Source organism: Variovorax sp. GW822-FHT04A09, assembly GCF_058801005.1.
Window position 1 is genome coordinate 231925 of the sequence record NZ_JBXAMV010000008.1, and the last position, 21144, is coordinate 253068.

Genomic DNA, 21144 nt, shown 5'->3' on the forward strand with positions numbered 1-21144 from the left:
GGTCACACCGCAAGATCACCGCAACCGCGCGCCCCGTGCCGTAGCCCCATGAAAGTCACCCGCATCCGCGCCCTGCGCGGCCCCAATCTCTGGAGCCGCCACACCACCATCGAGGCCGTCGTGGCCTGCGAAGGCGACGAGAACGCCGTCGGCAAGCTCGACGGGTTCGAAGCCCGCCTGCGCGCCCGCTTCCCGACCATCGGCGAGCTGCATCCGATGGTGCTCGGCCAGCCGCTGGCGCTGGCCCACGTGCTCGAGAACGCCGCCGTAGCGCTGCAGGCCCAGGCCGGCTGCGCCGTCAACTTCGGCAACACCGCGCCCACGACCGAAGAAGGCGTCTACCAGGTCACCGTGCAGTACACCGAGGAAGACGTGGGCCGCCGCGCCCTCGCGCTGGCCGAAGAGCTGATCCAGGCCGCGCTGGCCGACACCGCCTTCGACGCCGACGCCGCCATCACCGAGCTGCGCGACCTCGACGAATCGGAGCGCCTGGGCCCGAGCACCGGCTCCATCGTCGACGCCGCCGTGGCGCGCGGCATTCCGTACCGCCGCCTCACCAGCGGCAGCCTGGTGCAGTTCGGCTGGGGCTCCAAGCAGCGCCGCATCCAGGCCGCCGAGATCGACAGCACCAGCGGCGTGGCCGAATCGATCGCGCAGGACAAGGAACTCACCAAGCAGCTGCTCAACGCCGCCGGCGTGCCGGTGCCGCTGGGCCGCCCCGTGACCAGCGCCGACGACGGCTGGGCTGCCGCCGAAGAAATCGGCCTGCCGGTCGTGGTGAAGCCGCAGGACGGCAACCAGGGCAAGGGCGTGACGGTGAACATCACCACGCGCGAGCAGCTGAACTCGGCCTACGACTCGGCCGCCGTGTACGGCGAGGTGATGGTCGAGAAATTCTTGCCCGGCTTCGACTTCCGCCTGCTGGTGGTGGGCGACCGCCTCGTGGCCGCCGCGCGGCGCGACCCGCCGCAGGTCATCGGCGACGGCAGCTCCACCGTGCGCCAGCTGGTCGACACCGTGAACCTCGACCCGCGCCGCGGCGAGGGCCACGCCACCTCGCTCACCAAGATCCGCCTGGACGACATCGCCATCGGCCGGCTCGAATCGCAGGGCCTCACGCCCGAGAGCGTGCCCGAGCTGGGCCAGCGCGTCGTGCTGCGCAACAACGCCAACCTCTCGACCGGCGGCACCGCCACCGACGTCACCGACACCGTGCACCCCGAAGTGGCGGCGCGCGCGGTCGATGCGGCGCAGATGGTCGGCCTGCACATCTGCGGCGTCGACATGGTCTGCGAGAACGTGCTGCGTCCGCTCGAAGAGCAGCACGGCGGCGTGGTCGAAGTGAACGCCGCGCCCGGCCTGCGCATGCACATCTCGCCCTCGTTCGGCCGCGGCCGTGCGGTCGGCGAGGCCGTGATGGACACGCTGTTCGCCCCCGGCGACGACGGCCGCATTCCCGTGGTGGCCGTCACCGGCACCAACGGCAAGACAACCACCGCGCGCCTGATCAACCACATCATTGCCTCCAGCGGCCTGCGCACCGGCATGACGAACACCGACGGCGTGTACGTCAACGGCCGCCAGACCGACAGCGGCGACTGCAGCGGCCCCAAGAGCGCGCGCAACGTGCTGATGCACCCCGACGTCGACGCGGCCGTGTTCGAAGTGGCCCGCGGCGGCGTACTGCGCGAGGGCCTGGGCTTCGACCGCTGCGAGGTGGCCGTGGTCACCAACATCGGCAGCGGCGACCACCTGGGCCTGAACTACATCACCACGGTGGAAGACCTGGCGGTGCTCAAGCGCGTGATCGTGCGCAACGTGGCGCCCGACGGCTACGCGGTGCTCAACGCGGCCGACGTGAACGTCGCCGCCATGGCGGCTGGCTGCCCCGGCAACGTGATCTTCTTCACCGCCGACCGCATGCACCCGGTGATGGCCACGCACCGCGCGCAGGGCAAGCGCACCGTGTACGTCGACCAGGACACGCTGGTGGCCGCCGAAGGCTCGTGGCGCGAACGCATCGCGCTGCGCGACGTGCCGATCACGCGCGGCGGCACCATCGGCTTCCAGGTCGACAACGTGATGGCCTCGGTGGCCGCCGCGTGGGCCGTGGGCCTGGACTGGGACACCATCCGCAGCGGCCTGTCGAGCTTCATGAACGACGCGGCCGGCGTGCCCGGGCGCTTCAACGTCATGGACTACCGCGGCGCCACCGTGATCGCCGACTACGGCCACAACACCGACGCCATGAAGGCGCTGGTGTCGGCCGTGGACACCATGCCCGCCAACAAGCGCTCGGTGGTCATCAGCGGCGCGGGCGACCGGCGCGACTCCGACATCCGCGACCAGACCGCGATCCTCGGCCAGGCCTTCGACGACGTGATCCTGTACCAGGACGCGGCGCAGCGCGGCCGGGCCGACGGCGAAGTCATGGCGCTGCTGCGCCAGGGCCTGCAGGGTGCCTCGCGCACGCGCCAGATCGACGAGATCCGCGGCGAGTTCGTCGCCATCGACGCCGCGCTGGCGCGGCTGCAGCCGGGCGACCTGTCGCTCATCCTCGTCGACCAGGTCGAAGAGGCGCTGGCCCACCTCGCGCAGCGCATCGCGCAGGGCTGATCCACCCGCCCCGCAGCGCAGGAGGCCCGCCCTCCTTGCGCTGACGGACGTGTCCCACACGCAGGGGCGCGTCCGGCCCGCTCCACGGCATGCGGCTTGTCCCACAGCCCGGCCCGGGCGCCCGGCCCACACTGGGGACCGGTCGCGCCCTGCGTGCTTTTGTCTTCCTCTTGTCCGCTCGCACGGCGCGCCTTTCCAGGAGCCCCGATGACGACCCATTCCCTCCGTTCCACCGTGTCGACCGCCGCCCTCGTGGCGTTCGGCGGCTTCTTCATGGCCTGTGCGCCGCTGGCCTCGGCCCAGGCGCCCGGCAGCGATGCGCGGATGCAAAAGGAACGCGCCACCTGTGACGGCGTGCAACAGGATCGCGCGGCCTGCCTGCGCGAAGCCGGCGCCGCGCGCCAGGAAGCCGGTCGCCACGGCCTGACCACCCCCGGTGCGGAACGCGAAGACGCCAACGCACTCGCACGCTGCCGCGAACAACCCGTGGCCGACCGCGCCGATTGCGAAGCGCGCATCCGCGGCGGTGCGCGCACCTCCACCGAAGGCAGCGTGATGGGCGGCGGCGTGATCCGCGAAACCGTCACCCCGCTGCCGCCGCAGCCCGTGCAGCCGGCGCGCTGACCGAGCGAGGCCGGCCTTCACCCCGATACGCCAACAAGGAGCACACCATGCCAGACAATGCGCGTTCGATGATCTTTGCCCTGCTCGCACTCAGCGGGCTGGCCACCACCACCATCGCCACGGCCGCCCGTGGCGACGGCGGCGGCAGCACCTACCAGCAGGAGGTTGCGGTCTGCGGCCACAACCAGCAGGACCGTGCCGCCTGCATCCGCGAAGCCGGGGCCGCGCGCCAGGCCGCGGCGCGCGGCGGCCTCACCTCCGCGCCCGACTACCGCGCCAACGCCGTGGCCCGCTGCGGCCTGCAGCCGCCGGCCGAGCGTGCCGACTGCGAGGCCCGCGTGCTGGGCAGCGCAGGCAACATCCGCAGCAATGTCGATGGCAGCGTGATGGGTGGCGGCGTGATCCGCGAATCGGTCTCGACCCGCGTGGTGAACATACCGGCCGCCACGCTGCCGCCGCCGATGGCCGCCCCGATGCCGGCACCGATGCCTGCGGAACCGATGCCGATGCCCATGCCGCGCCCCGTGCCGGTGCAGTGACCCGGTGCGCATCGCCCGGAATGCGCCTCGGTGATAACACCGACGACACGTTCGCGGGCGATGCCCTCGTTTGTCATCAAATCGTCACAAAATACAGGCATGTGCTAGCTATAGTTCCCGGTCCCTGCCAACCGAGGAACACTTTCCCATGAATGCCATCAAGGTCGCTCGCCGATTCATTGAAACGGACCCGGCCAACGAATCGGCCAAGATCCTTGCCCAACTCGTGCTGGCGCTCGAAGCCGAACGCAGCTTCGAGTTGATCACGCTCTACAGCCTCGACTACAAGAGCTTCCAGCTTGCGATGGACATCCTGAAGGAGTGGCGCCTGGACCGCTACTACGCCAGCAAGTCCAAGCTGTTCGATCTCTCGCTGCAAGTCACCGAGCTCGAAGCGGGCAACAGCGCCGCTTCCTGAGCCCGTCCCATGGCGGTCCGGTACCTGGCGTACCCGGGCCCGCCTTTTTCATTTCCCCCAGCGCAACACCAACGGATCGAGCCGCCGCGCGGTCTCGATGAGGCCGGCGCGCGTCTCGGGATGCAGCGCGGGCAGCGGATGCCGCGGCGCCTCGCAGGCGATCACGCCGCCTTCCTTCATGAGCGCCTTGCAAGCCAGCAGGCCCGCCTGGCGGTTCTCGCAGTTGATGAGCGGCAGCCACCGCTGGTACAGCGCGAAGGCCTGGTCGCGGTCGCCTGAACGGTGCGCCTCGATGATCGGGCGGATGCCGTCGGGGTAGCCGCCGCCGGTCATCGCACCGGTCGCGCCTGCATCGAGGTCGGACATCAGCGTGATGGCTTCTTCGCCGTCCCACGGCCCTTCGATGGCATCGCCGCCCAGGCGGATCAGCTCGCGCAGCTTCGACGCGGCGCCGGCCGTCTCGATCTTGAAGTACGCGACCTGCTCGATCTCCTTCGCCATGCGTGCGAGGAACGGCGCCGACAGCACCGTGCCGCTCGCGGGTGCGTCCTGGACCATGATCGGAATCGTCACCGCATCCGAGAGCCGCGCGTAGAACTCGTAGATCTGCGGCTCGGGCACGCGGAAGGTCGCGCCGTGGTACGGCGGCATCACCATCAGCATCGCCGCCCCCATGTCCTGCGCGCGGCGGCTGCGCTCGGCGCAGACCTGGGTGCTGTAGTGCGTGGTGGTCACGATCACCGGCACGCGGCCCTTCACGTGCTCGAGGATCGTGCGCGTGAGCACCTCGCGCTCCTCGTCGGACAGCACGAACTGCTCGGAGAAATTCGCGAGGATGCACAGCCCGTCGGAGCCCGCGTCGATCATGAAATCGACGCAGCGCTTCTGGCTTTCGAGATCGAGCGCGCCCTGTTCGGTGAAGGTGGTGGGCACCACCGGGAAGATGCCGCGGTATCGGGGGGTCATGGCGTGTGATCAGTGGGAGTGACGGGGAACGGCCGAGCCTCTGCAGCCGACCAGGAAATCGAAGTCGCAGCCTTCGTCGGCCTGCAGCACGTGGTTCACGTAGAGCTTCTGGTAGCCGCCGCCGCGCGTGCTCATCGGCTGCGCATCGGACGCGGACAACGAGGCCAGGCGCGACGCCATCTCTTCGTCGCTGATGTCCAGGTGCAGCCGCCCCGCATCGCAATCGAGCTCGATCCAGTCGCCGTCGCGCACCGCCGCGAGCGGCCCGCCGTCGGCGGCTTCGGGTGCGACATGCAGCACCACCGTGCCGTACGCCGTGCCGCTCATGCGCGCGTCGGAGATGCGCACCATGTCCTTCACGCCCTGGCGCAGCAGCTTCGGCGGCAGGCCCATGTTGCCCACCTCGGCCATGCCGGGGTAGCCCTTGGGGCCGCAGTTCTTCAGCACCATCACGCAGCTCGCGTCGATGTCGAGGTCTTCATCGACGATGCGCGCCTTGTAGTGCTCCAGGTTCTCGAACACCACGGCGCGGCCGCGGTGCTTGAGCAGCTCGGGCGTGGCGGCCGAGGGCTTGAGTACCGCGCCGCGCGGCGACAGGTTGCCGCGCAGGATGCGGATGCCGCCGTCGGCGATCAGCGGGTTGTCGAGCGGGCGGATCACCTCGTCGTTCAGGCTCGGCGCCTCGCGCACGTTGTCCCAGAGCGACTGGCCGTTGACGGTGAGCGCGCCGGGGTGCGGCAGCAGTCCGTGCTCGCCGAGGCGGCGCAGCACGGCGGGCAGGCCGCCCGCGTAATAGAACTCTTCCATCAGGAAGCGCCCCGAGGGCATGAGGTCGACGATCGTCGGCGTGTGGCTGCCGATGCGCGTCCAATCTTCCAGTTCGAGCTCGACGCCGATGCGCCCCGCGATCGCCTTCAGGTGGATCACCGCGTTGGTCGATCCGCCGATGGCTGCGTTCACGCGGATCGCGTTCTCGAAGGCCTCGCGCGTGAGGATCTTCGACAGCGTGAGCCCGTCCTTGGCCATCTGCACCGCGCGCGCGCCCGACATCTGCGCGAGCACATAGCGCCGCGCGTCGACCGCCGGAATCGCCGCGTTGTGCGGCAGCGAGGTGCCCAGCGCCTCGGCCATGCAGGCCATGGTGGAGGCCGTGCCCATCGTGTTGCAGGTGCCCGCCGAGCGCGACATGCCGCCCTCGGCCGAGAGGAACTGGTGCAGGTTGATCTCGCCCGCCTTCAGCGATTCGTGCAGCTGCCACACGGCCGTGCCCGAGCCGATGTCCTTGCCGTCGAGCTTGCCGTTGAGCATCGGCCCGCCCGTGACCACGATGGCCGGGATGTCGCAGCTGGCCGCGCCCATCAGCAGCGCCGGCGTGGTCTTGTCGCAACCCGTGAGCAGCACCACCGCATCGACCGGGTTGCCGCGGATGGCCTCTTCCACATCCATGCTCGCGAGGTTGCGCGTGAGCATCGCGGTGGGCCGCAGGTTCGATTCGCCGTTCGAGAACACCGGGAACTCCACCGGGAAGCCACCCGCCTCCGAGATGCCGCGCTTCACGTGCTCGGCGATCTTGCGGAAGTGCGCGTTGCAGGGCGTGAGTTCCGACCAGGTGTTGCAGATGCCGACGATGGGGCGGCCGTCGAACTCGTGGTCGGGGATGCCCTGGTTCTTCATCCAGCTGCGGTACATGAAGCCGTTCTTGTCGGCGGAGCCGAACCATTCGGTCGAGCGCAGTTTCTTTGTCATGGGGAAATGGTCAGCGGCGCGGGGCGCGCGAGGTGAAGAAGCGTTGGAGCAGGCAGAACACGAAGAGCAGCGCGCCGACCACGATGCGCGTCCACCACGAGCTCAGCGTGCCGTCGAAGGAAATCAGCGTCTGGATGATCCCGAGCATCAGCACGCCGAAGAGCGTGCCCGCCACGTAGCCCACGCCGCCGGTGAGCAGCGTGCCGCCGATCACCACCGCCGCGATGGCGTCGAGCTCCAGCCCGAGCGCATGCAGGCCGTAGCCCGAGAGCATGTAGAAGGTGAAGATCACGCCCGCGAGCGCCGAGCAGAAGCCCGAGAGCGTGTACACGCCCACCAGCGTGCGCCGCACCGGCAGGCCCATGAGCATCGCCGAATGCTCGCTGCCGCCGATGGCATACACCGCGCGCCCGAACGGCGTGCAATGCGCAATGAAGATCGCAGCCAGCAGCACGGCGATGGCGATCACCGCGCTGACCGACACCGAGGCCTCGCCCCAGATCGGAATGCGGATCTGCGAGACCTCCGAATAGAACGCGTTCGTGATGCTGATCGAGTCGATGCTGATGAGGTAGCACAGCCCGCGCGCGAGGAACATGCCCGCGAGCGTGACGATGAAAGGCTGCAGCCGGAAGCGCTCGATGAGCAGCCCCATGAACGCGCCGAAGGCCGTGCCCATCGCCAGCACCAGCGGAATCACCACCGCCGGGCTCCACCCGTGCTTCTCGACCAGCGAGGCCGACACCATCGTCGTGAGCGCGATCACCGAGCCCACCGACAGGTCGATGCCGCCCGAGAGGATCACGAAGGTCATGCCGACCGCGACGACGATCAGGAAGGCGTTGTCGATCAGCAGGTTGAGGAACACCTGCGCCGAGAAGAAGCCGTCGTAGAACACCGAGCCCAGCGTCGCCATCAGCACGAACAGCGAGATGGTCGCGGTGAGCGGCAGGTACTTCGGATTGAGCCTTGCCTTGCTCCCGCGCGCGGGAGTGGGCTGGGCAGCAGGCGCCGCCTCGATCACCGCGCTCATGCCCTGCTCCCGTCATGCACCGGCCGCTGCACCAGCGTGCGAACCTCCGCCCGGAACTCCGGCGACTGCATCAGCATCACCACGAACACCACCACCGCCTTCACCACGAGGTTGATCTCCGGCGGCACGCCCAGCGAATAGATCGCGTAGGTCAGCGTCTGGATGATGAGCGCGCCGATCACGCTGCCCACGAGGCTGAAGCGCCCGCCCGTGAGCGCCGTGCCGCCGAGCGTGACCGCGAGGATCGCGTCCAACTCCAGCAGCTGGCCCGCGTTGTTGCCGTCCGCGCTCTTCACGTTCGAGCTGATCAGCAGGCCCGCCACGCCCGCGCACACGCCGCAGAACGCATACGCACCGACGACCAGCCGCCGCGCCTGGATGCCCGCCACGCGCGCGGCCGTCGGGTTGATGCCCACCGCCTGGATGAACAGGCCGAGCGCCGTGCGCGTGATCGCCAGGTACAGCAGCGCGAACACCGCCGCCACGATGAACAGCGAGAACGGCAGCCCCAGCAGGTAGCCGCTGCCGAGGAAGAAGAAGGGCTTGTAGTAGATCGTGATGATCTGCCCGTCCGCGACCAGCTGCGCGATGCCGCGCCCCGCCACCATGAGGATCAGCGTCGCGATGATCGGCTGCATGCCGACCTTGGCGACCAGCAACCCGTTCCACAGGCCGCACAGCAGCGCGACACCGAGCGCCGCGAGGATCGCGAGCGGCATCGGGAAGCGGCTCACGTCGCTGGACACCGAGCCGCCGATCATCCAGGCCGCGACCGCCGCCGCGATGGCCACCACCGCGCCCACCGAGATGTCGATGCCGCGCGTGGCGATCACCAGCGTCATGCCGAGCGAGACCAGCACCAGCGGCGCCGCGCGGTTCACGATGTCGATCAGGCTGCCGTAGAGATGGCCTTCGCGCCATTCGAGGTGCAGGAAGCTCGCGTTGAACGCGGTGTTGATGGCGAGCAGCAACAGCAGCGTGATGACCGGCCAGGCGAGCCGGTGGCTCATGAGGGACGAGAGGCGGTTCATGCTGCTGCGATCATTTCGTAGACCTCGTCTTCGGTCGAACCACCCGGCAGTTCGCCCACCTTCTGCCGGTCGCGCAGCACCACGATGCGATGCGCCACACGCACCACTTCGCTCATCTCCGACGAGATGAAGATCACCGCCATGCCGGCGCGCGCGAGCCGCAGGATCTCTTCCATGATTTCCTGCTTGGCCGCCACGTCGATGCCGCGCGTGGGCTCGTCCAGGATCAGCAGGCGCGGCTCGGTCGCGAGCCAGCGCGCGATCATGGCTTTCTGCTGGTTGCCGCCCGAGAGCAGGCCGATGGGGGTTTCGACGCTCGCGGTCTTGATGCCCAGCGAGGCGACGAAGCGCTCGGCCATCGCGGTCTGCTCCGCGTGCGAGAGAAATTTCCGCGTGCCCAGGCGGGCCTGCAGGGCGAGCGCGATGTTCTCGCGCACCGACAGCTCGGCCACGATGCCGTCGGTCTTGCGCTCTTCGGGGCACAGCGCAAGGCCTTCGCGGATCGCGTCGGCGGGATTCGAAAAGCTGACGGAGCGGCCGTCGATTTTCAGCACACCACGGTCGGGCGATTCGAGGCCGAACAGCAGGCGCGCGAGTTCGGTGCGGCCCGCGCCGAGCAGGCCGGCGATGCCGACGACCTCGCCGGCACGCACGCGCAGATCGGTCGCCTGCAACTGCCCGGCCTGCCCCAGTCCTTCGGATTGCAGCAGCGCGGGCGCCGCTTCATCGAACGCGGGCAGCGCGGCGGGTCGTGCCGACTGCGCAGCCAACTCGCGACCCAGCATCGCCGCGATCAGCGCCTGCGGGCCGAGGTCCGCAGCCTTCCATTCGCCCACCCAGTTGCCGTTGCGCAGCACGGTGATGCGGTCGGACACCGCGTACATCTGGTTCAGGAAGTGCGTCACGAAGACGATGGCAAGGCCCTCGCCGCGCAAGCGCCGCAGCACCTCGAACAGCTTTTCCACTTCGTCGTCATCGAGGCTCGACGTCGGCTCGTCGAGGATCAGCACTTTCGACGACACGCCGAGCGCCCGTGCGATCGCCACCATCTGCTGCACCGCGACCGAATAGCTCGATAAGAGCCGCGTCACGTCGATGTCGAGCCCGATGCGCGCCAGCAGCTCCGAAGCCCGGCGGTTCACCGCGGCCCAGTCGATGCGAAAGCCCTGCAGCGCGCCGCAGCGCGGATAGCGCCCCGCGAACACGTTCTCCGCCACCGAGAGGTTCGGGCACAGGTTCACCTCCTGGTAGACCGTGCTGATGCCCAGCTTCTGCGCCTCCAGCGGCGAGCCGGGCCGGATGGCTTCGCCACCCAGGAACATCTCGCCGCCACTGGACGGCAACACGCCCGTGAGCACCTTGATGAGCGTGGACTTGCCCGCGCCGTTCTGCCCCATGAGCGCGTGGATCTCGCCCGGGTAGAGCTTGAGCTGCACGCCGTTGAGCACCGGGATGCCGGCGAACTGCTTGTGGATGCCCCGCAACTCCAGCACGGGGGTGACGCCGCTGTCGGTCATGCGTTCACTTGTTCTTGTTGTAGACGTCGATGAACACCGCGGCCAGCAGCACCAGCCCCTTGATGACCTGCTGGTAGTCGATGCCGATGCCCAGGATCGACATGCCGTTGTTCATCACGCCCATGATGAAGGCGCCGATCACCGCGCCCATCACGCGGCCCACGCCACCCGAGGCCGAGGCGCCGCCGATGAAGCAGGCAGCAATCACATCGAGCTCGAAACCGAGGCCCGCCTTGGGCGTGGCCGTGTTGAGCCGCGCCGCGAACACGAGCCCCGCCAACGCGGCCAGCGCGCCCATGTTCACGAAGGTGAGGAACGCGAGCCGCTGCGTCTTCACGCCCGACAGCCGCGCGGCCTTCTCGTTGCCGCCCAGCGCATAGATGCGCCGGCCGATGGTGGTGCGGTTGGTGACGAAGTCGTACACCACGATCAGCACCGCCATCACCACCAGCACGTTGGGCAGGCCCTTGTAGGTGGAGAGAAGGTAGCTGAAGAAAAGAATGATCGCCGCGAAGAACAGGTTTTTCACGAGGAAGAAGGCGTACGGCTCCTGCTCCATGCCGTGCGCCTTGAGCTTGGCGCGCCCGCGCAGCTTGAAGAACACCAGCGCCGCGGCCGCCAGCGCACCCACGATCAGCGAGGTGGTGCGCACCGTGTCGCCGCCGAGCGGATCGGGAATGAAGCCCGAACTCAGGCGCTGGAACTCCACCGGAAACGGCCCCACCGATTGCCCGGCCAGCAGTGCCAGCGTGAGCCCCTTGAACACCAGCATGCCCGCGAGCGTGACGATGAACGACGGAATCTTTCGGAACGCGACGAACCAGCCCTGCGCGGCGCCGATGACGGCACCTGCCGCGATGCTGATGATCGCGGTCGGCACGAAGTGCCACTCGTACTCCACCATCAGCACCGCCGCGAGCGCGCCGACGAAGCCGCAGACCGAACCCACCGACAGGTCGATGTGCCCCGCCACGATCACCAGCAGCATGCCCAGCGCCATGATGACGACGTAGCTGTTCTGCAGCAGCAGGTTGGTGAGGTTCAGCGGGCGCAAGAGCGTGCCGTCGGTCAGCACCTGGAACAGCACCATGATCGCGACCAGCGAGATCAGCATGCCGTATTCGCGCAGGTTGTTCTTCAGGAAGCCCACATGGAGCTTCGGGGTGGCGGCGGGTGCGGCGCCTTGCACCGCGTTGGCTTCAGGCTGCGACATGGACGGTGCTCCCTGCGCTCACGATCGCATGCATGATGCGCTCCTGCGACGCCTCGGCCGCGGTGAACTCGGCCACGAAGCGCCCCTCGTTCATCACGTAGATGCGGTCGCACATGCCCAGCAGCTCGGGCAGTTCGGAAGAAATCATGAGAATGCCTTTGCCCTCGCTCGCGAGCTGGTCGATGATGGTGTAGATCTCGTACTTGGCGCCCACGTCGATGCCGCGCGTGGGTTCGTCCAATATCAGCAGCTCGGGTTTGGTGAAGAGCCACTTGCTCAGCACCACCTTCTGCTGGTTGCCGCCCGACAGGTTGACCACCAGCTGCTCGACGCCCGAACAGCGGATGTTCAGCGCCTTCCTGAAGTCGTTGGCCACCTTGAACTCGCGGCCGTCGTCGATCACCGCGCGTTCGGAGATCGCGTCGAGGTTCGCGAGGCTGATGTTCTTGCGGATGCCTTCCTCCAGCACCAGCCCGAGACCCTTGCGATCTTCGGTGACGTAGGCAATGCCGTGGTCGATGGCCTTGCGCACGGTGCTCACGTCCACGGGCTTGCCGTGCATCAGCACCGAGCCGCTGATGCGCTGGCCGTACGACTTGCCGAACACGCTCATCGCGAGCTCGGTGCGCCCCGCGCCCATGAGACCCGCGATGCCGACGATCTCGCCCTGGCGCACCTGCAGGTTCACGCCCTTGATCTGCTCGCGGTCGGCATGCAGCGCGTGGTGCACGCGCCAGTCGCGCACCTCCAGCACCGTCTCGCCGATCTTCGGCGAACGCTGCGGATAGCGGTGTTCCATGTCACGGCCCACCATGCCGCGGATGATGCGGTCTTCGCTGATCGGCGCGCTGCGGCAGTCCATCGTCTCCACCGTCGCGCCGTCGCGCAGCACGGTGATGGAATCGGCCACCTTGGCGATCTCGTTGAGCTTGTGCGAGATGAGGATCGACGCGATGCCCTGGCGCTTCAGTTCGAGCAGCAGCGCGAGCAGCGCATCGCTGTCGTTCTCGTTCAGGCTCGCGGTGGGCTCGTCGAGGATCAGGAGCTTCACCTCTTTCGCCAGCGCCTTGGCGATTTCCACCAGCTGCTGCTTGCCCACGCCCAGGTCGGTCACCAGCGTGGTGGGCGGCTCCTTCAGGCCCACCTTGGCGAGCAGCTCGCGCGTCTTCGCGTAGGCGGCGAACCAGTCGATCACGCCGCCGCTGGCGATCTCGTTGCCCAGGAAGATGTTCTCGGCAATCGACAGCAGCGGCACCAGCGCCAGCTCCTGGTGGATGATGATGATGCCCAGCTTCTCGCTGTCGGCGATGCCCTTGAAGCGGCGCAGCTCGCCCTCGAAATGGATCTCGCCGGTGTACGAGTCGCACGGGTAGACGCCGCTCAAGACCTTCATGAGCGTCGACTTGCCCGCGCCGTTCTCGCCGACCACCGCGTGGATCTCCCCCGCGCGCACGGCGAGGTTGACGTTGCTCAGGGCCTTCACGCCCGGGAACGTCTTGGTGATCCCGCGCATCTCGAGGATCGTGCGCGCTTCGCCGGTCGGGCTCACTTGACCTGGCTTTCCTTGTAGTAGCCGCTGTCCACCAGCACCTGCTTCCAGTTGGAGCCGTCCACGCTCACCGGCTTGAGCAGGTACGAGGGCACGACCTTGATGCCGTTGTTGTAGGTCTTGGTGTCGTTCACCTCGGGCGCCTTGCCCGAGAGCATGGCGTCGACCATGGCCACCGTCACCTTGGCCAGCTCGCGCGTGTCCTTGAACACGGTGGAGCTTTGCTCCTTGCGCAGGATCGACTTGACCGACGGCACCTCGGCGTCCTGGCCCGACACGATCGGCATCGCCTGCGAACCCGAGCCGTAGCCCACGCCCTTGAGCGACGACAGGATGCCGATGGAGAGGCCGTCGTAGGGCGACAGCACCGCATCCACGCGGTCCTTCGTGTAGTAGGCCGACAGCAGGTTGTCCATGCGCGCCTGCGCCACCGCGCCGTCCCAGCGCAGCGTGCCGACCTTGTCCATGCCCATCTGCTTGCTGCGCACCACGAGCTTGCCGCTCTTGATGTACGGGTCGAGCACCGACATCGCGCCGTTGTAGAAGAAGAAGGCGTTGTTGTCGTCGGGCGAGCCGCCGAACAGCTCGATGTTGAACGGACCCTTGCCGCCCTTCAGGCCCAGCGCCGCCTCGATGGACTGTGCCTGCAGCACGCCGACCTGGAAGTTGTCGAAGGTGGCGTAGTAGTCGACGTTCTTCGATCCCTTGATGAGCCGGTCGTAGGCGATGACCTTCACGCCCTTGTCAGCGGCCTTCTGCAGCACGTCGGACAGCGTGGTGCCGTCGATGGCCGCGATGACCAGCACCTTCGATCCCTTGGTCACCATGTTCTCGATCTGCGCGAGCTGGTTCGGGATGTCGTCGTCCGCGTACTGCAGGTCGGTCTTGTAGCCCTTGTCCTTGAAGTACTTGACCATGTTGGCGCCGTCGGCGATCCAGCGTGCCGATGACTTGGTGGGCATCGAGATGGCGATGAGGCCCTTGTCCTGCGCATGGGCCAGCGGCGTAAAGCCGACGACGGCGAAGGCCAGGCCCGCGAGCGAGGCCTTGAGGAAGTTGCGTTTCATGTCGGTCGGTCCTCAGTACTTGCGGTTCGGAAACTCTTTGGCGGCGACTTCCATGGGGAAGATGCCTTCTTCCGTGACGATGCGCTTGGGCAGCGTCTTGCCGGCCTTGATGTCCTTCACCGCGCTCATGAGCTGCGGCCCGAGCAGCGGGCTGCATTCCACCGACACGTTGAGCTTGCCGGCGATCATCGCTTCGAAGGCGCCCTTCACCCCGTCGATCGAGATGATGGTGATGTCCTTCGCGGGCTTCATGCCGGCCTCTTCGATCGCCTGGATCGCGCCGATGGCCATGTCGTCGTTGTGCGCGTAGAGCACGTTGATCTTCTTGCCCTCGGCCTTGAGGAAGGCTTCCATCACCTCCTTGCCCTTGGCGCGCGTGAAGTCGCCGGTCTGCGAGCGGGTGATCTTGAACTTCGGGTCGGCCTTGATGATTTCCTCGAAGCCCTTCTTGCGGTCGATGGCGGGGGCCGAACCCACGGTGCCCTGCAGCTCGACGATGTTCACGTCACCCTTCTGGTCCTTCATCTTCTCGACCAGCCAGCGGCCGGCCTTGCGGCCTTCCTCGGTGAAGTCGGAGCCCATGAAGGTCACGTAGAGCGAGTCGTCCTTGGTGTTCACGGAGCGGTCGGTCAGCACGACCGGGATCTTGGCGGCCTTGGCTTCGCGCAGCACGGTTTCCCAGCCCGACTCGACCACGGGCGAGAACGCGATCACGTCGACCTTCTGCGCGATGTACGAGCGGATGGCCTTGATCTGGTTTTCCTGCTTCTGCTGCGCGTCGGAGAACTTGAGCTCGATGCCCGCCTCCTTGGCCGAGGACTTGATCGACTCGGTGTTGGCGGTGCGCCATTCGCTCTCGGCGCCCACCTGCGCGAAGCCGAGCACGAGTTTCTTCTGCGCGAGGGCGGACACGGGCAGCATGCTGCCCAGGGCTGCGGCGGCGAGCGCGGTGTTGAGGGTGCGGCGATTCATGGTCATGGTTGTCTCCTTCTTGATGAGTCTGTGATGTGTTCGGTCAGGCCAGCATGTAGCCGGTCTTCACCGTCGTGTAGAACTCCGCGGCGTGGCGCCCTTGTTCGCGCGGCCCGTAGCCCGACCCCTTGCGGCCGCCGAAGGGCACATGAAAGTCCACCCCCGCGGTCGGCAGATTGACCATCGTCATGCCGACCACGGCATGGCGCCTGAAGTGCATCGCGTGCTTGAGCGAATTGGTGCAGATGCCTGCGCACAGGCCGAAGGGCGTGTCGTTGCACAGCGCGAGCGCTTCGTCGTAGTCGCCGGCGCGCAGCACGCAGGCCAGCGGCCCGAAGATCTCTTCGCGTGCGATGCGGTGTTCGGGTTGGGCCAGGAAGAGCGCGGGGCTCATGTAGTGGCCGGCGGTGGCGCGCTGCAGCGCCTCGCCGCCCCACACGTGCTCTGCGCCCTCTTCGCGCGCGATGTCGATCCACGCGAGGTTCTGCGCCAGCCGCTCTTCGTCGGCCACGGGGCCGATGTCGATGCCGCGTTCCAGCGCGTGGCCGATCTTCAGTGTCTTCAACCGCTGGCGCAGCTGCGCCACGAAGGCGTCGTGCACGGCGGCTTCGACGATGAGGCGGCTCGACGCGGTGCAGCGCTGGCCGTTGGAAAAGTAGGCGCCCTGCACCGCGCAGTCGACGGCGCGGTCCAGGTCGGCATCGGCCAGCACCACCAGCGCGTTCTTGCCGCCCATCTCCAGCTGCACCTTGGCGCGCCGTGCGGCGGCTGCCTGCAGCACGCGCTCGCCGTTGGCGGCCGAGCCGGTGAAGCTCAGCGCATCGACCAGCGGGCTGTCGACCAGCGCCTGGCCCGCTTCGCGGCCGCTGCCCATCACGAGGTTGAACACGCCGGCCGGCAGCGTGGCGCGGCCGATGATGTCTGTGAGCGCCCAGCCGCAGGCCGGCACCAGCTCGGCCGGCTTGAAGACCACGCTGTTGCCGTGCGCCAGCGCCGCGGCGATCTTGGAGGCCGGCACCGCGAAGGGCGTGTTCCACGGCGTGATGAGGCCCACCACGCCGACCGGCTCGCGCGTCACGTCGACCTGCACGCCGGCGCGCACCGAGGCCACGTTCTCGCCACCGCCGCCGCGCAGGGCCTCGCCCGCGAAGAACTTGAAGATCTGGCCGGCGCGCGCCACCTCGGCCACGGCCTCGGGCAGCGTCTTGCCGACCTCGCGCGCCAGCAGCAGGCCCAGCTCGTCCTTGCGGGCCAGCAGCTCGGCGCCGATGCGGTCGAGCACGTCGGCGCGCCGCTGCGGCGTGCTGTGGCTCCAGTGCACGAAGGCTTCGCTGGCCGCGCGGATCGCCAGCTCGACCTGGCGCCGGTCGGCACGTGCGTACTCGGCCACCACTTCGCTGGTGTCGGAAGGATTGACGCTGACACCGGTGGTCGCGCTGGTTTCCCAGCGGCCGTTGATGTACTGGCGCACGCTCTGCCGAAGCTCGCCGTGGATCACCGTGGCGTTGCCTTGTCTCTGTTGTTATGGGACTGGGGCGGAAGTCTAGAAACGATTTCGATATCGATCCAATCGTTTTTTAGACAAAATGCATATCAATCGATGGATTCTGGAAAACCCCGTCAGACCTTCGTTCGCACCCTCTTCATGAACACCTACAACCACTGGTTCATCCGCGCCCGCCTCAAGACCCGCCAACTGCTGTTGCTGGTGGCGCTGGCCGAGGAAGGCAACATCCACCGCGCGGCGCAGGTGCTCAACATGACGCAGCCCGCCGCGTCGAAATTGCTGAAGGACCTGGAAGACGTGCTCGAGGTGCCGCTGTTCGAGCGCCTGCCGCGCGGCATGCGCCCCACCTGGTACGGCGAGACCATGATCCGCCACGCCCGCGTGGCGCTGGCCAGCCTGAACCAGGCGCACGACGAGCTCACGGCGCTGAAGGCCGGGCGCCTCGGCCAGGTGAACGTGGGCGCCATCACCGCGCCGGGCCTCACGCTGATGCCGCCGGCCGTGGCGATGGTCAAGCGCGAGCAGCCCGACCTGCGCGTGTCACTGGAGATCGAGACCAGCCCGGTGCTGCTCGAGCGGCTCGAGCAGGGCAAGCTCGACATCCTCGTGGCGCGGCTGTTCGCCGAGCACGACAAGTCGCAGCTGCGCTACGAGGCGCTCACCGAGGAACCCGTGTGCGCGCTGGTGCGCCCCGGCCATCCGCTGCTGGGCGTGAGCGGCCTCACGCTGCGCGACGTGGTGGGCGCCGGCTGGATCGTGCCGCCCGCGGGCAGCGTGCTGCGCCACCGCTTCGAGCTGATGTTCCAGGAGGAAGGCCTGGCACCGCCGGGCAACATCATCGAAAGCCCGGCGCTGCTGTTCATCACGCGCATGCTGCAGCAAAGCGACATGGTCGCGGTGCTGGCGACCGACGTGGCGCGCTACTACGCGGCGCACGGCATCGTGTCGCTGCTGCCGCTGGACATGCCCTGCCACATGGACGCCTTCGGCATCATCACGCGCACCGACCGGCTGCTGTCGCCCGCCGCGAAGGTGATGATGAAGGCGCTGAAGACGGCGAGCATGAGCGTCTACGGACGCAAACTCGAGATGGACTGATCAGGTCCAGCCCGCGTCGACCGTGAACTCCTGCGCGGTGCACATCTTCGCGTCGTCCGATGCGAGGAACAGCACCATGCGCGCGATGTCTTCCGGCATCAGCTTGTCGGGCAGGCACTGGTTGCGGTGCAGCGCCTTCTCGCCCTCCTCGTCGAGCCACAGTGCCACCTGCCGCTCGGTCATCACCCAGCCGGGCGACACGGTGTTGATGCGGATGCGATCCTTGCCCAGCTCCACCGCGAGCCCGCGCGTGAGGCCGTTCACCGACGACTTGGCGATCGCGTAGCAGGGGTAGCCCGAGCCCTTGGTCTGCCAGCCCGTGGAGCCGAGGTTGATCACCGAGCCGAAGCCCAGGCGTTTCATGCCCGGCACCACCGACTGGATCGCGAACAGCGCGGGCCGCTCGTTGATGGCCATGCGGTTGTCGTAGTAGTCGGGCGTGACCGATGCGAGCGTGTGGCGGTCGTCGCTGGCCACGTTGTTGACCAGCACCGCGAAGTCGCCGAGCTCGGCGGCCGCATCGGCCACGGCCTGCTGCAGCGCGCCGATGTCGCGCACGTCGCAGGCGCGCCACCACGGCGCGGCGTGGCCGGCTTCGGCGATCTGCGCGGCGAGCGCCGCGCTGGCAGCTTCTGCAATATCGACAAAGGCCACGCGCGCGCCCTGCGCTGCGAAAGCAGCGACGATGGCCGCGCCGATGCCGCTGCCGCCGCCGGTGACGAACACGGTGCGGCCCTTCAGGCTGGGATGGATGGAAAGCTGAGGGGAATTCAAGGAAAAGGTCTCCAGGGGGCATCTCATGACATTGCAAAATAAATATCAATCGATGCAGTTATTTTCAATTTCTATTATCAATATGCCTTGATACGATCCGCCGCGTCAAGGCGACATGACCTACAGAAAGAACAAATGAACATGCAAGAGACAAGCGCCCCTTCTTCGCCGCTCGCAGCGCCCCGCGTGCTCGGCACGCCCGAATGCCTCTGGCCGGCCGCCGCCGACCTCGGCGAAGGCACGCTGTGGTCGGTGCGCGAGCAGGCGCTGTACTGGATCGACATCCTCCAGCCCCGCCTGTTTCGCTACGACCCGGCCACGGGCGCGCAGCGCACCTGGCACTTCGACGAAGAGATCACCGCGATTTCCGAGCGCGCGTCGGCGCCGGGCCTGTTCCTCACGCTGCGCCGCGGCTTCGCGCTGTTCGACACCACCGCACCCGGCGACACCACGAAGCCGCGCTACCTGCACCAGCCCGAGCCCGAGCGCACCGGCAACCGCTTCAACGACGGCAAGTGCGACAGCCGCGGCCGCTTCTGGGCCGGCAGCATGGACTTCGACTGCAAGGCGCCCACCGGCGCGCTCTACCGCTTCGACGCCGACGGCCACTGCACGCGGCACGACGACGGCTTCGAGGTGACCAACGGGCCGACGTGGTCGGGCGACGGCCGCACCATGTACTTCAACAACACCGCGATCAACACGATGTACGCCTACGACTTCGACATGGAAGCCGGCGCAGTGTCGAACAAGCGCGTGTGGCACCGCTTCCCGAAGGGCGACGGCCTGCCCGACGGCATGACCACCGACGCGGCCGGCCGCCTGTGGATCGCGCACTGGGACGGCGCCTGCGTCACCTGCCACGACCCGGTGAGCGCCGCCGAGCTGTGCCGCATCGCGCTGCCCGCGAGCAACGTGACCGACTGCGCCTTCGGCGGTGCAGACATGCAGACGCTCTACATCACGACGGCGCGCAACAGCCGCACCGAAGCACAGCTGCAGAGCGAACCACTGGCCGGTGGGCTCTTCTCGGTGCGCATCGACAGCCCGGGCGTGCCGGCGGCGCTGTTCGCGGGCTAGGCCGCCCCGGGCCCCTCGCGCGGCTGCAGCGACGGCAGGTGCGCCGCCGCGAAATCGGCGAACAGCCTGGCCCGCGCGAAGCTGCCACGGGATGAAGGCCACACCGCGTGGACCGGAATCCTCGGCGACTCGAACTCGGTCAGCACCAGTTCGGCCTGCCCGCTGTCGAGCAGGTCGCGGATCTGCCACAGCGGCGTGAAGAACAAGCCCAGCCCGCTCAGCACGGCCGCATAGATCGCGGCGGTGTTGTCGGCCCGGAAGCGCCCCGTCACCTTGACGCGCTGCAGCGTGCCGTCGACCGTGAAGGGCCAGTGCGCGTCGCTGCCGTGCGTGGTGCGCACCACGCACTGGTGGTCGGCCAGGTCTTCGGGCCGCTGCGGCCGCCCGTGGCGCGCGAAGTACGCCGGCGAGCCGAACACCACCAGCCGCAGCTCGCCGAGCGGCTTGGCCGCCAGTTCGGAATCGGGCAGTTCGCCGATGCGGATGGCCAGGTCCAGCTCGCCTTCGATCAGGTCCACGAAACGGTCGGAGGCCGTGAGCTCGACCTCCATGTCCGGGTAGCGCTGCATGAACGCGCCGATCAGCGGCACCACGAAGGCCGGCGCGAACTGCACCGGCGCGGCCACGCGCAGCAGCCCCCGTGGCGAGTCGAGCTGGCTGCTGGCCTCGACGGCCGCCGCATCGAACTCCGCCAGCGCGGCCCGCACGCGCCGGTGGTAGGCCAACCCCACTTCGGTGACCGACGACTGCCGAGTGGTGCGGCGAAGGAGTTGCACGCCGAGGCTGCGCTCGAGCACGCTCAGCGAGCGGCTGATCGACTGCACCGAGCGCCCCAGGTGCCGTGCCGCCGCGCTCTGGCTGCCGTGGTCGACGATGGCCACGAAGGCCCGGATGTCCTGAATCTGGTCCATGGATTCTCTCGGTCTGGATGAAGGTCTATGGCGGCGCGCGTGGATTCCCGATGGCGCCTGCCGTTCGTATCTTCGAGGCCTCGCGGTCGCAGGCCGCATTGCCAAAAAACGAAGGAATCATTCCATGAAACAACGACACAGACCCACCGTGCGGGTGGTCGGCGCCGACGGCACAGATGGGCTGCAACCTCGTCCGCGCACCTTGACCCCCTACATCCAGGAGCTTGCCCCATCATGACCACCCGAAAACTGCCGGCCCGTTATGCGGGCATCGCCATGCCCTTCCTGCTGTCGATCTTCATGTCGTGCATCGTGGCGGGCATCTCCACGCTCAAGAGCGTGGGGCTGGCCTCGGGCCTCTTCCAGATGTGGATGGCCGCATGGGGCGTGTCATGGCTGGCCGCGTTTCCCTCGCTGCTCGTGGTGCTGCCGGTGGTGCGCCGGATCGTCGCGGCGACGGTGCAGAGCCCGCAGCGCTGATCC

The 21144-nt window shown here is 68.0% G+C and carries 19 protein-coding genes; 7 read left to right on the forward strand and 12 right to left on the reverse strand.

Going from position 1 to position 21144, the window contains the following annotated elements; all coding sequences use genetic code 11:
• The first annotated feature begins 48 nt into the window (after positions 1-48).
• From cphA to AC1RLW_RS29925, 4 genes are all read left to right on the forward strand, one after another.
• Positions 49-2616, forward strand: a complete 2568-nt coding sequence (cphA, locus tag AC1RLW_RS29910) for a cyanophycin synthetase (protein ID WP_493196089.1) — start codon at positions 49-51, stop codon at positions 2614-2616.
• 207 nt (positions 2617-2823) lie between these two features.
• A complete protein-coding gene (locus AC1RLW_RS29915) occupies positions 2824-3240 on the forward strand; it encodes a hypothetical protein (RefSeq protein WP_095743684.1) in 417 nt (138 codons plus the stop codon).
• 47 nt (positions 3241-3287) lie between these two features.
• The gene (locus AC1RLW_RS29920; RefSeq protein WP_493196090.1) at positions 3288-3779 is read left to right on the forward strand and encodes a hypothetical protein; all 492 of its coding nucleotides are present in this window, start codon (positions 3288-3290) and stop codon (positions 3777-3779) included.
• 148 nt (positions 3780-3927) lie between these two features.
• The gene (locus tag AC1RLW_RS29925) at positions 3928-4197 is read left to right on the forward strand and encodes a hypothetical protein (RefSeq protein WP_062480564.1); all 270 of its coding nucleotides are present in this window, start codon (positions 3928-3930) and stop codon (positions 4195-4197) included.
• 48 nt (positions 4198-4245) lie between these two features.
• Here AC1RLW_RS29925 and AC1RLW_RS29930 read toward each other — a convergent pair whose 3' ends face one another.
• From AC1RLW_RS29930 to AC1RLW_RS29975, 10 genes are read right to left on the reverse strand one after another with little or no spacing between them, the layout of a single operon-like run.
• Positions 4246-5163 (reverse strand): dihydrodipicolinate synthase family protein, encoded by a 918-nt coding sequence (locus tag AC1RLW_RS29930; RefSeq protein WP_492742335.1) that lies wholly within the window; start codon positions 5161-5163, stop codon positions 4246-4248.
• Between the two features lie 9 nt (positions 5164-5172).
• Positions 5173-6909 carry an IlvD/Edd family dehydratase gene (locus tag AC1RLW_RS29935; protein WP_493196091.1) on the reverse strand — a complete coding sequence of 579 codons (1737 nt, stop codon included), beginning with the start codon at positions 6907-6909 and terminating at the stop codon, positions 5173-5175.
• 10 nt (positions 6910-6919) lie between these two features.
• Complete coding sequence (yjfF, locus tag AC1RLW_RS29940) at positions 6920-7942, reverse strand: galactofuranose ABC transporter, permease protein YjfF (protein WP_493196093.1); 1023 nt, start codon at positions 7940-7942, stop codon at positions 6920-6922.
• Positions 7939-8973, reverse strand: a complete 1035-nt coding sequence (locus AC1RLW_RS29945) for an ABC transporter permease (RefSeq protein WP_493196094.1) — start codon at positions 8971-8973, stop codon at positions 7939-7941. The genes yjfF and AC1RLW_RS29945 overlap by 4 nt, the downstream gene beginning before the upstream one ends.
• Positions 8970-10490 carry a sugar ABC transporter ATP-binding protein gene (locus AC1RLW_RS29950; protein WP_493196096.1) on the reverse strand — a complete coding sequence of 507 codons (1521 nt, stop codon included), beginning with the start codon at positions 10488-10490 and terminating at the stop codon, positions 8970-8972. Before AC1RLW_RS29950 ends, AC1RLW_RS29945 begins: the two co-directional genes overlap by 4 nt.
• Positions 10491-10494: 4 nt before the next feature.
• Positions 10495-11703 (reverse strand): multiple monosaccharide ABC transporter permease, encoded by a 1209-nt coding sequence (gene mmsB, locus AC1RLW_RS29955; protein ID WP_493196097.1) that lies wholly within the window; start codon positions 11701-11703, stop codon positions 10495-10497.
• On the reverse strand, positions 11690-13216 hold the full coding sequence (mmsA, locus tag AC1RLW_RS29960) for a multiple monosaccharide ABC transporter ATP-binding protein (RefSeq protein WP_493196136.1): 1527 nt from the start codon (positions 13214-13216) through the stop codon (positions 11690-11692). Before mmsA ends, mmsB begins: the two co-directional genes overlap by 14 nt.
• A 32-nt stretch (positions 13217-13248) precedes the next feature.
• On the reverse strand, positions 13249-14319 hold the full coding sequence (gene chvE / locus AC1RLW_RS29965) for a multiple monosaccharide ABC transporter substrate-binding protein (RefSeq protein ID WP_493196098.1): 1071 nt from the start codon (positions 14317-14319) through the stop codon (positions 13249-13251).
• 12 nt (positions 14320-14331) lie between these two features.
• Positions 14332-15297, reverse strand: a complete 966-nt coding sequence (locus AC1RLW_RS29970) for an ABC transporter substrate-binding protein (protein WP_159278503.1) — start codon at positions 15295-15297, stop codon at positions 14332-14334.
• A 37-nt stretch (positions 15298-15334) separates the two neighbouring features.
• Positions 15335-16789: an aldehyde dehydrogenase family protein gene (locus tag AC1RLW_RS29975; RefSeq protein WP_307695533.1), complete on the reverse strand. Its 1455-nt coding sequence runs from the start codon at positions 16787-16789 to the stop codon at positions 15335-15337.
• A 147-nt stretch (positions 16790-16936) separates the two neighbouring features.
• Here AC1RLW_RS29975 and AC1RLW_RS29980 point away from each other — a divergent pair, with 147 nt between their 5' ends.
• Complete coding sequence (locus tag AC1RLW_RS29980) at positions 16937-17896, forward strand: LysR family transcriptional regulator (protein WP_062480583.1); 960 nt, start codon at positions 16937-16939, stop codon at positions 17894-17896.
• Here the strand turns inward: AC1RLW_RS29980 and AC1RLW_RS29985 are convergent, their stop codons facing one another.
• On the reverse strand, positions 17897-18697 hold the full coding sequence (locus tag AC1RLW_RS29985; protein ID WP_493196099.1) for an SDR family NAD(P)-dependent oxidoreductase: 801 nt from the start codon (positions 18695-18697) through the stop codon (positions 17897-17899).
• Positions 18698-18805: 108 nt separating this feature from the next.
• On the opposite strand from AC1RLW_RS29985, the gene AC1RLW_RS29990 reads away from it, so the two are divergent.
• Positions 18806-19750, forward strand: coding sequence for an SMP-30/gluconolactonase/LRE family protein (locus tag AC1RLW_RS29990; RefSeq protein WP_493196100.1), 945 nt, complete (start codon positions 18806-18808; stop codon positions 19748-19750).
• Here AC1RLW_RS29990 and AC1RLW_RS29995 read toward each other — a convergent pair.
• Entirely contained in the window at positions 19747-20661 is a 915-nt protein-coding gene (locus AC1RLW_RS29995; protein ID WP_493196101.1) for a LysR family transcriptional regulator, read from the reverse strand. The two genes, AC1RLW_RS29990 and AC1RLW_RS29995, sit on opposite strands and share 4 nt — an antisense overlap.
• Positions 20662-20895: 234 nt before the next feature.
• On the opposite strand from AC1RLW_RS29995, the gene AC1RLW_RS30000 reads away from it, so the two are divergent.
• Positions 20896-21141 carry a DUF2798 domain-containing protein gene (locus AC1RLW_RS30000; RefSeq protein ID WP_070060049.1) on the forward strand — a complete coding sequence of 82 codons (246 nt, stop codon included), beginning with the start codon at positions 20896-20898 and terminating at the stop codon, positions 21139-21141.
• The last annotated feature ends 3 nt before the right edge of the window (positions 21142-21144 follow it).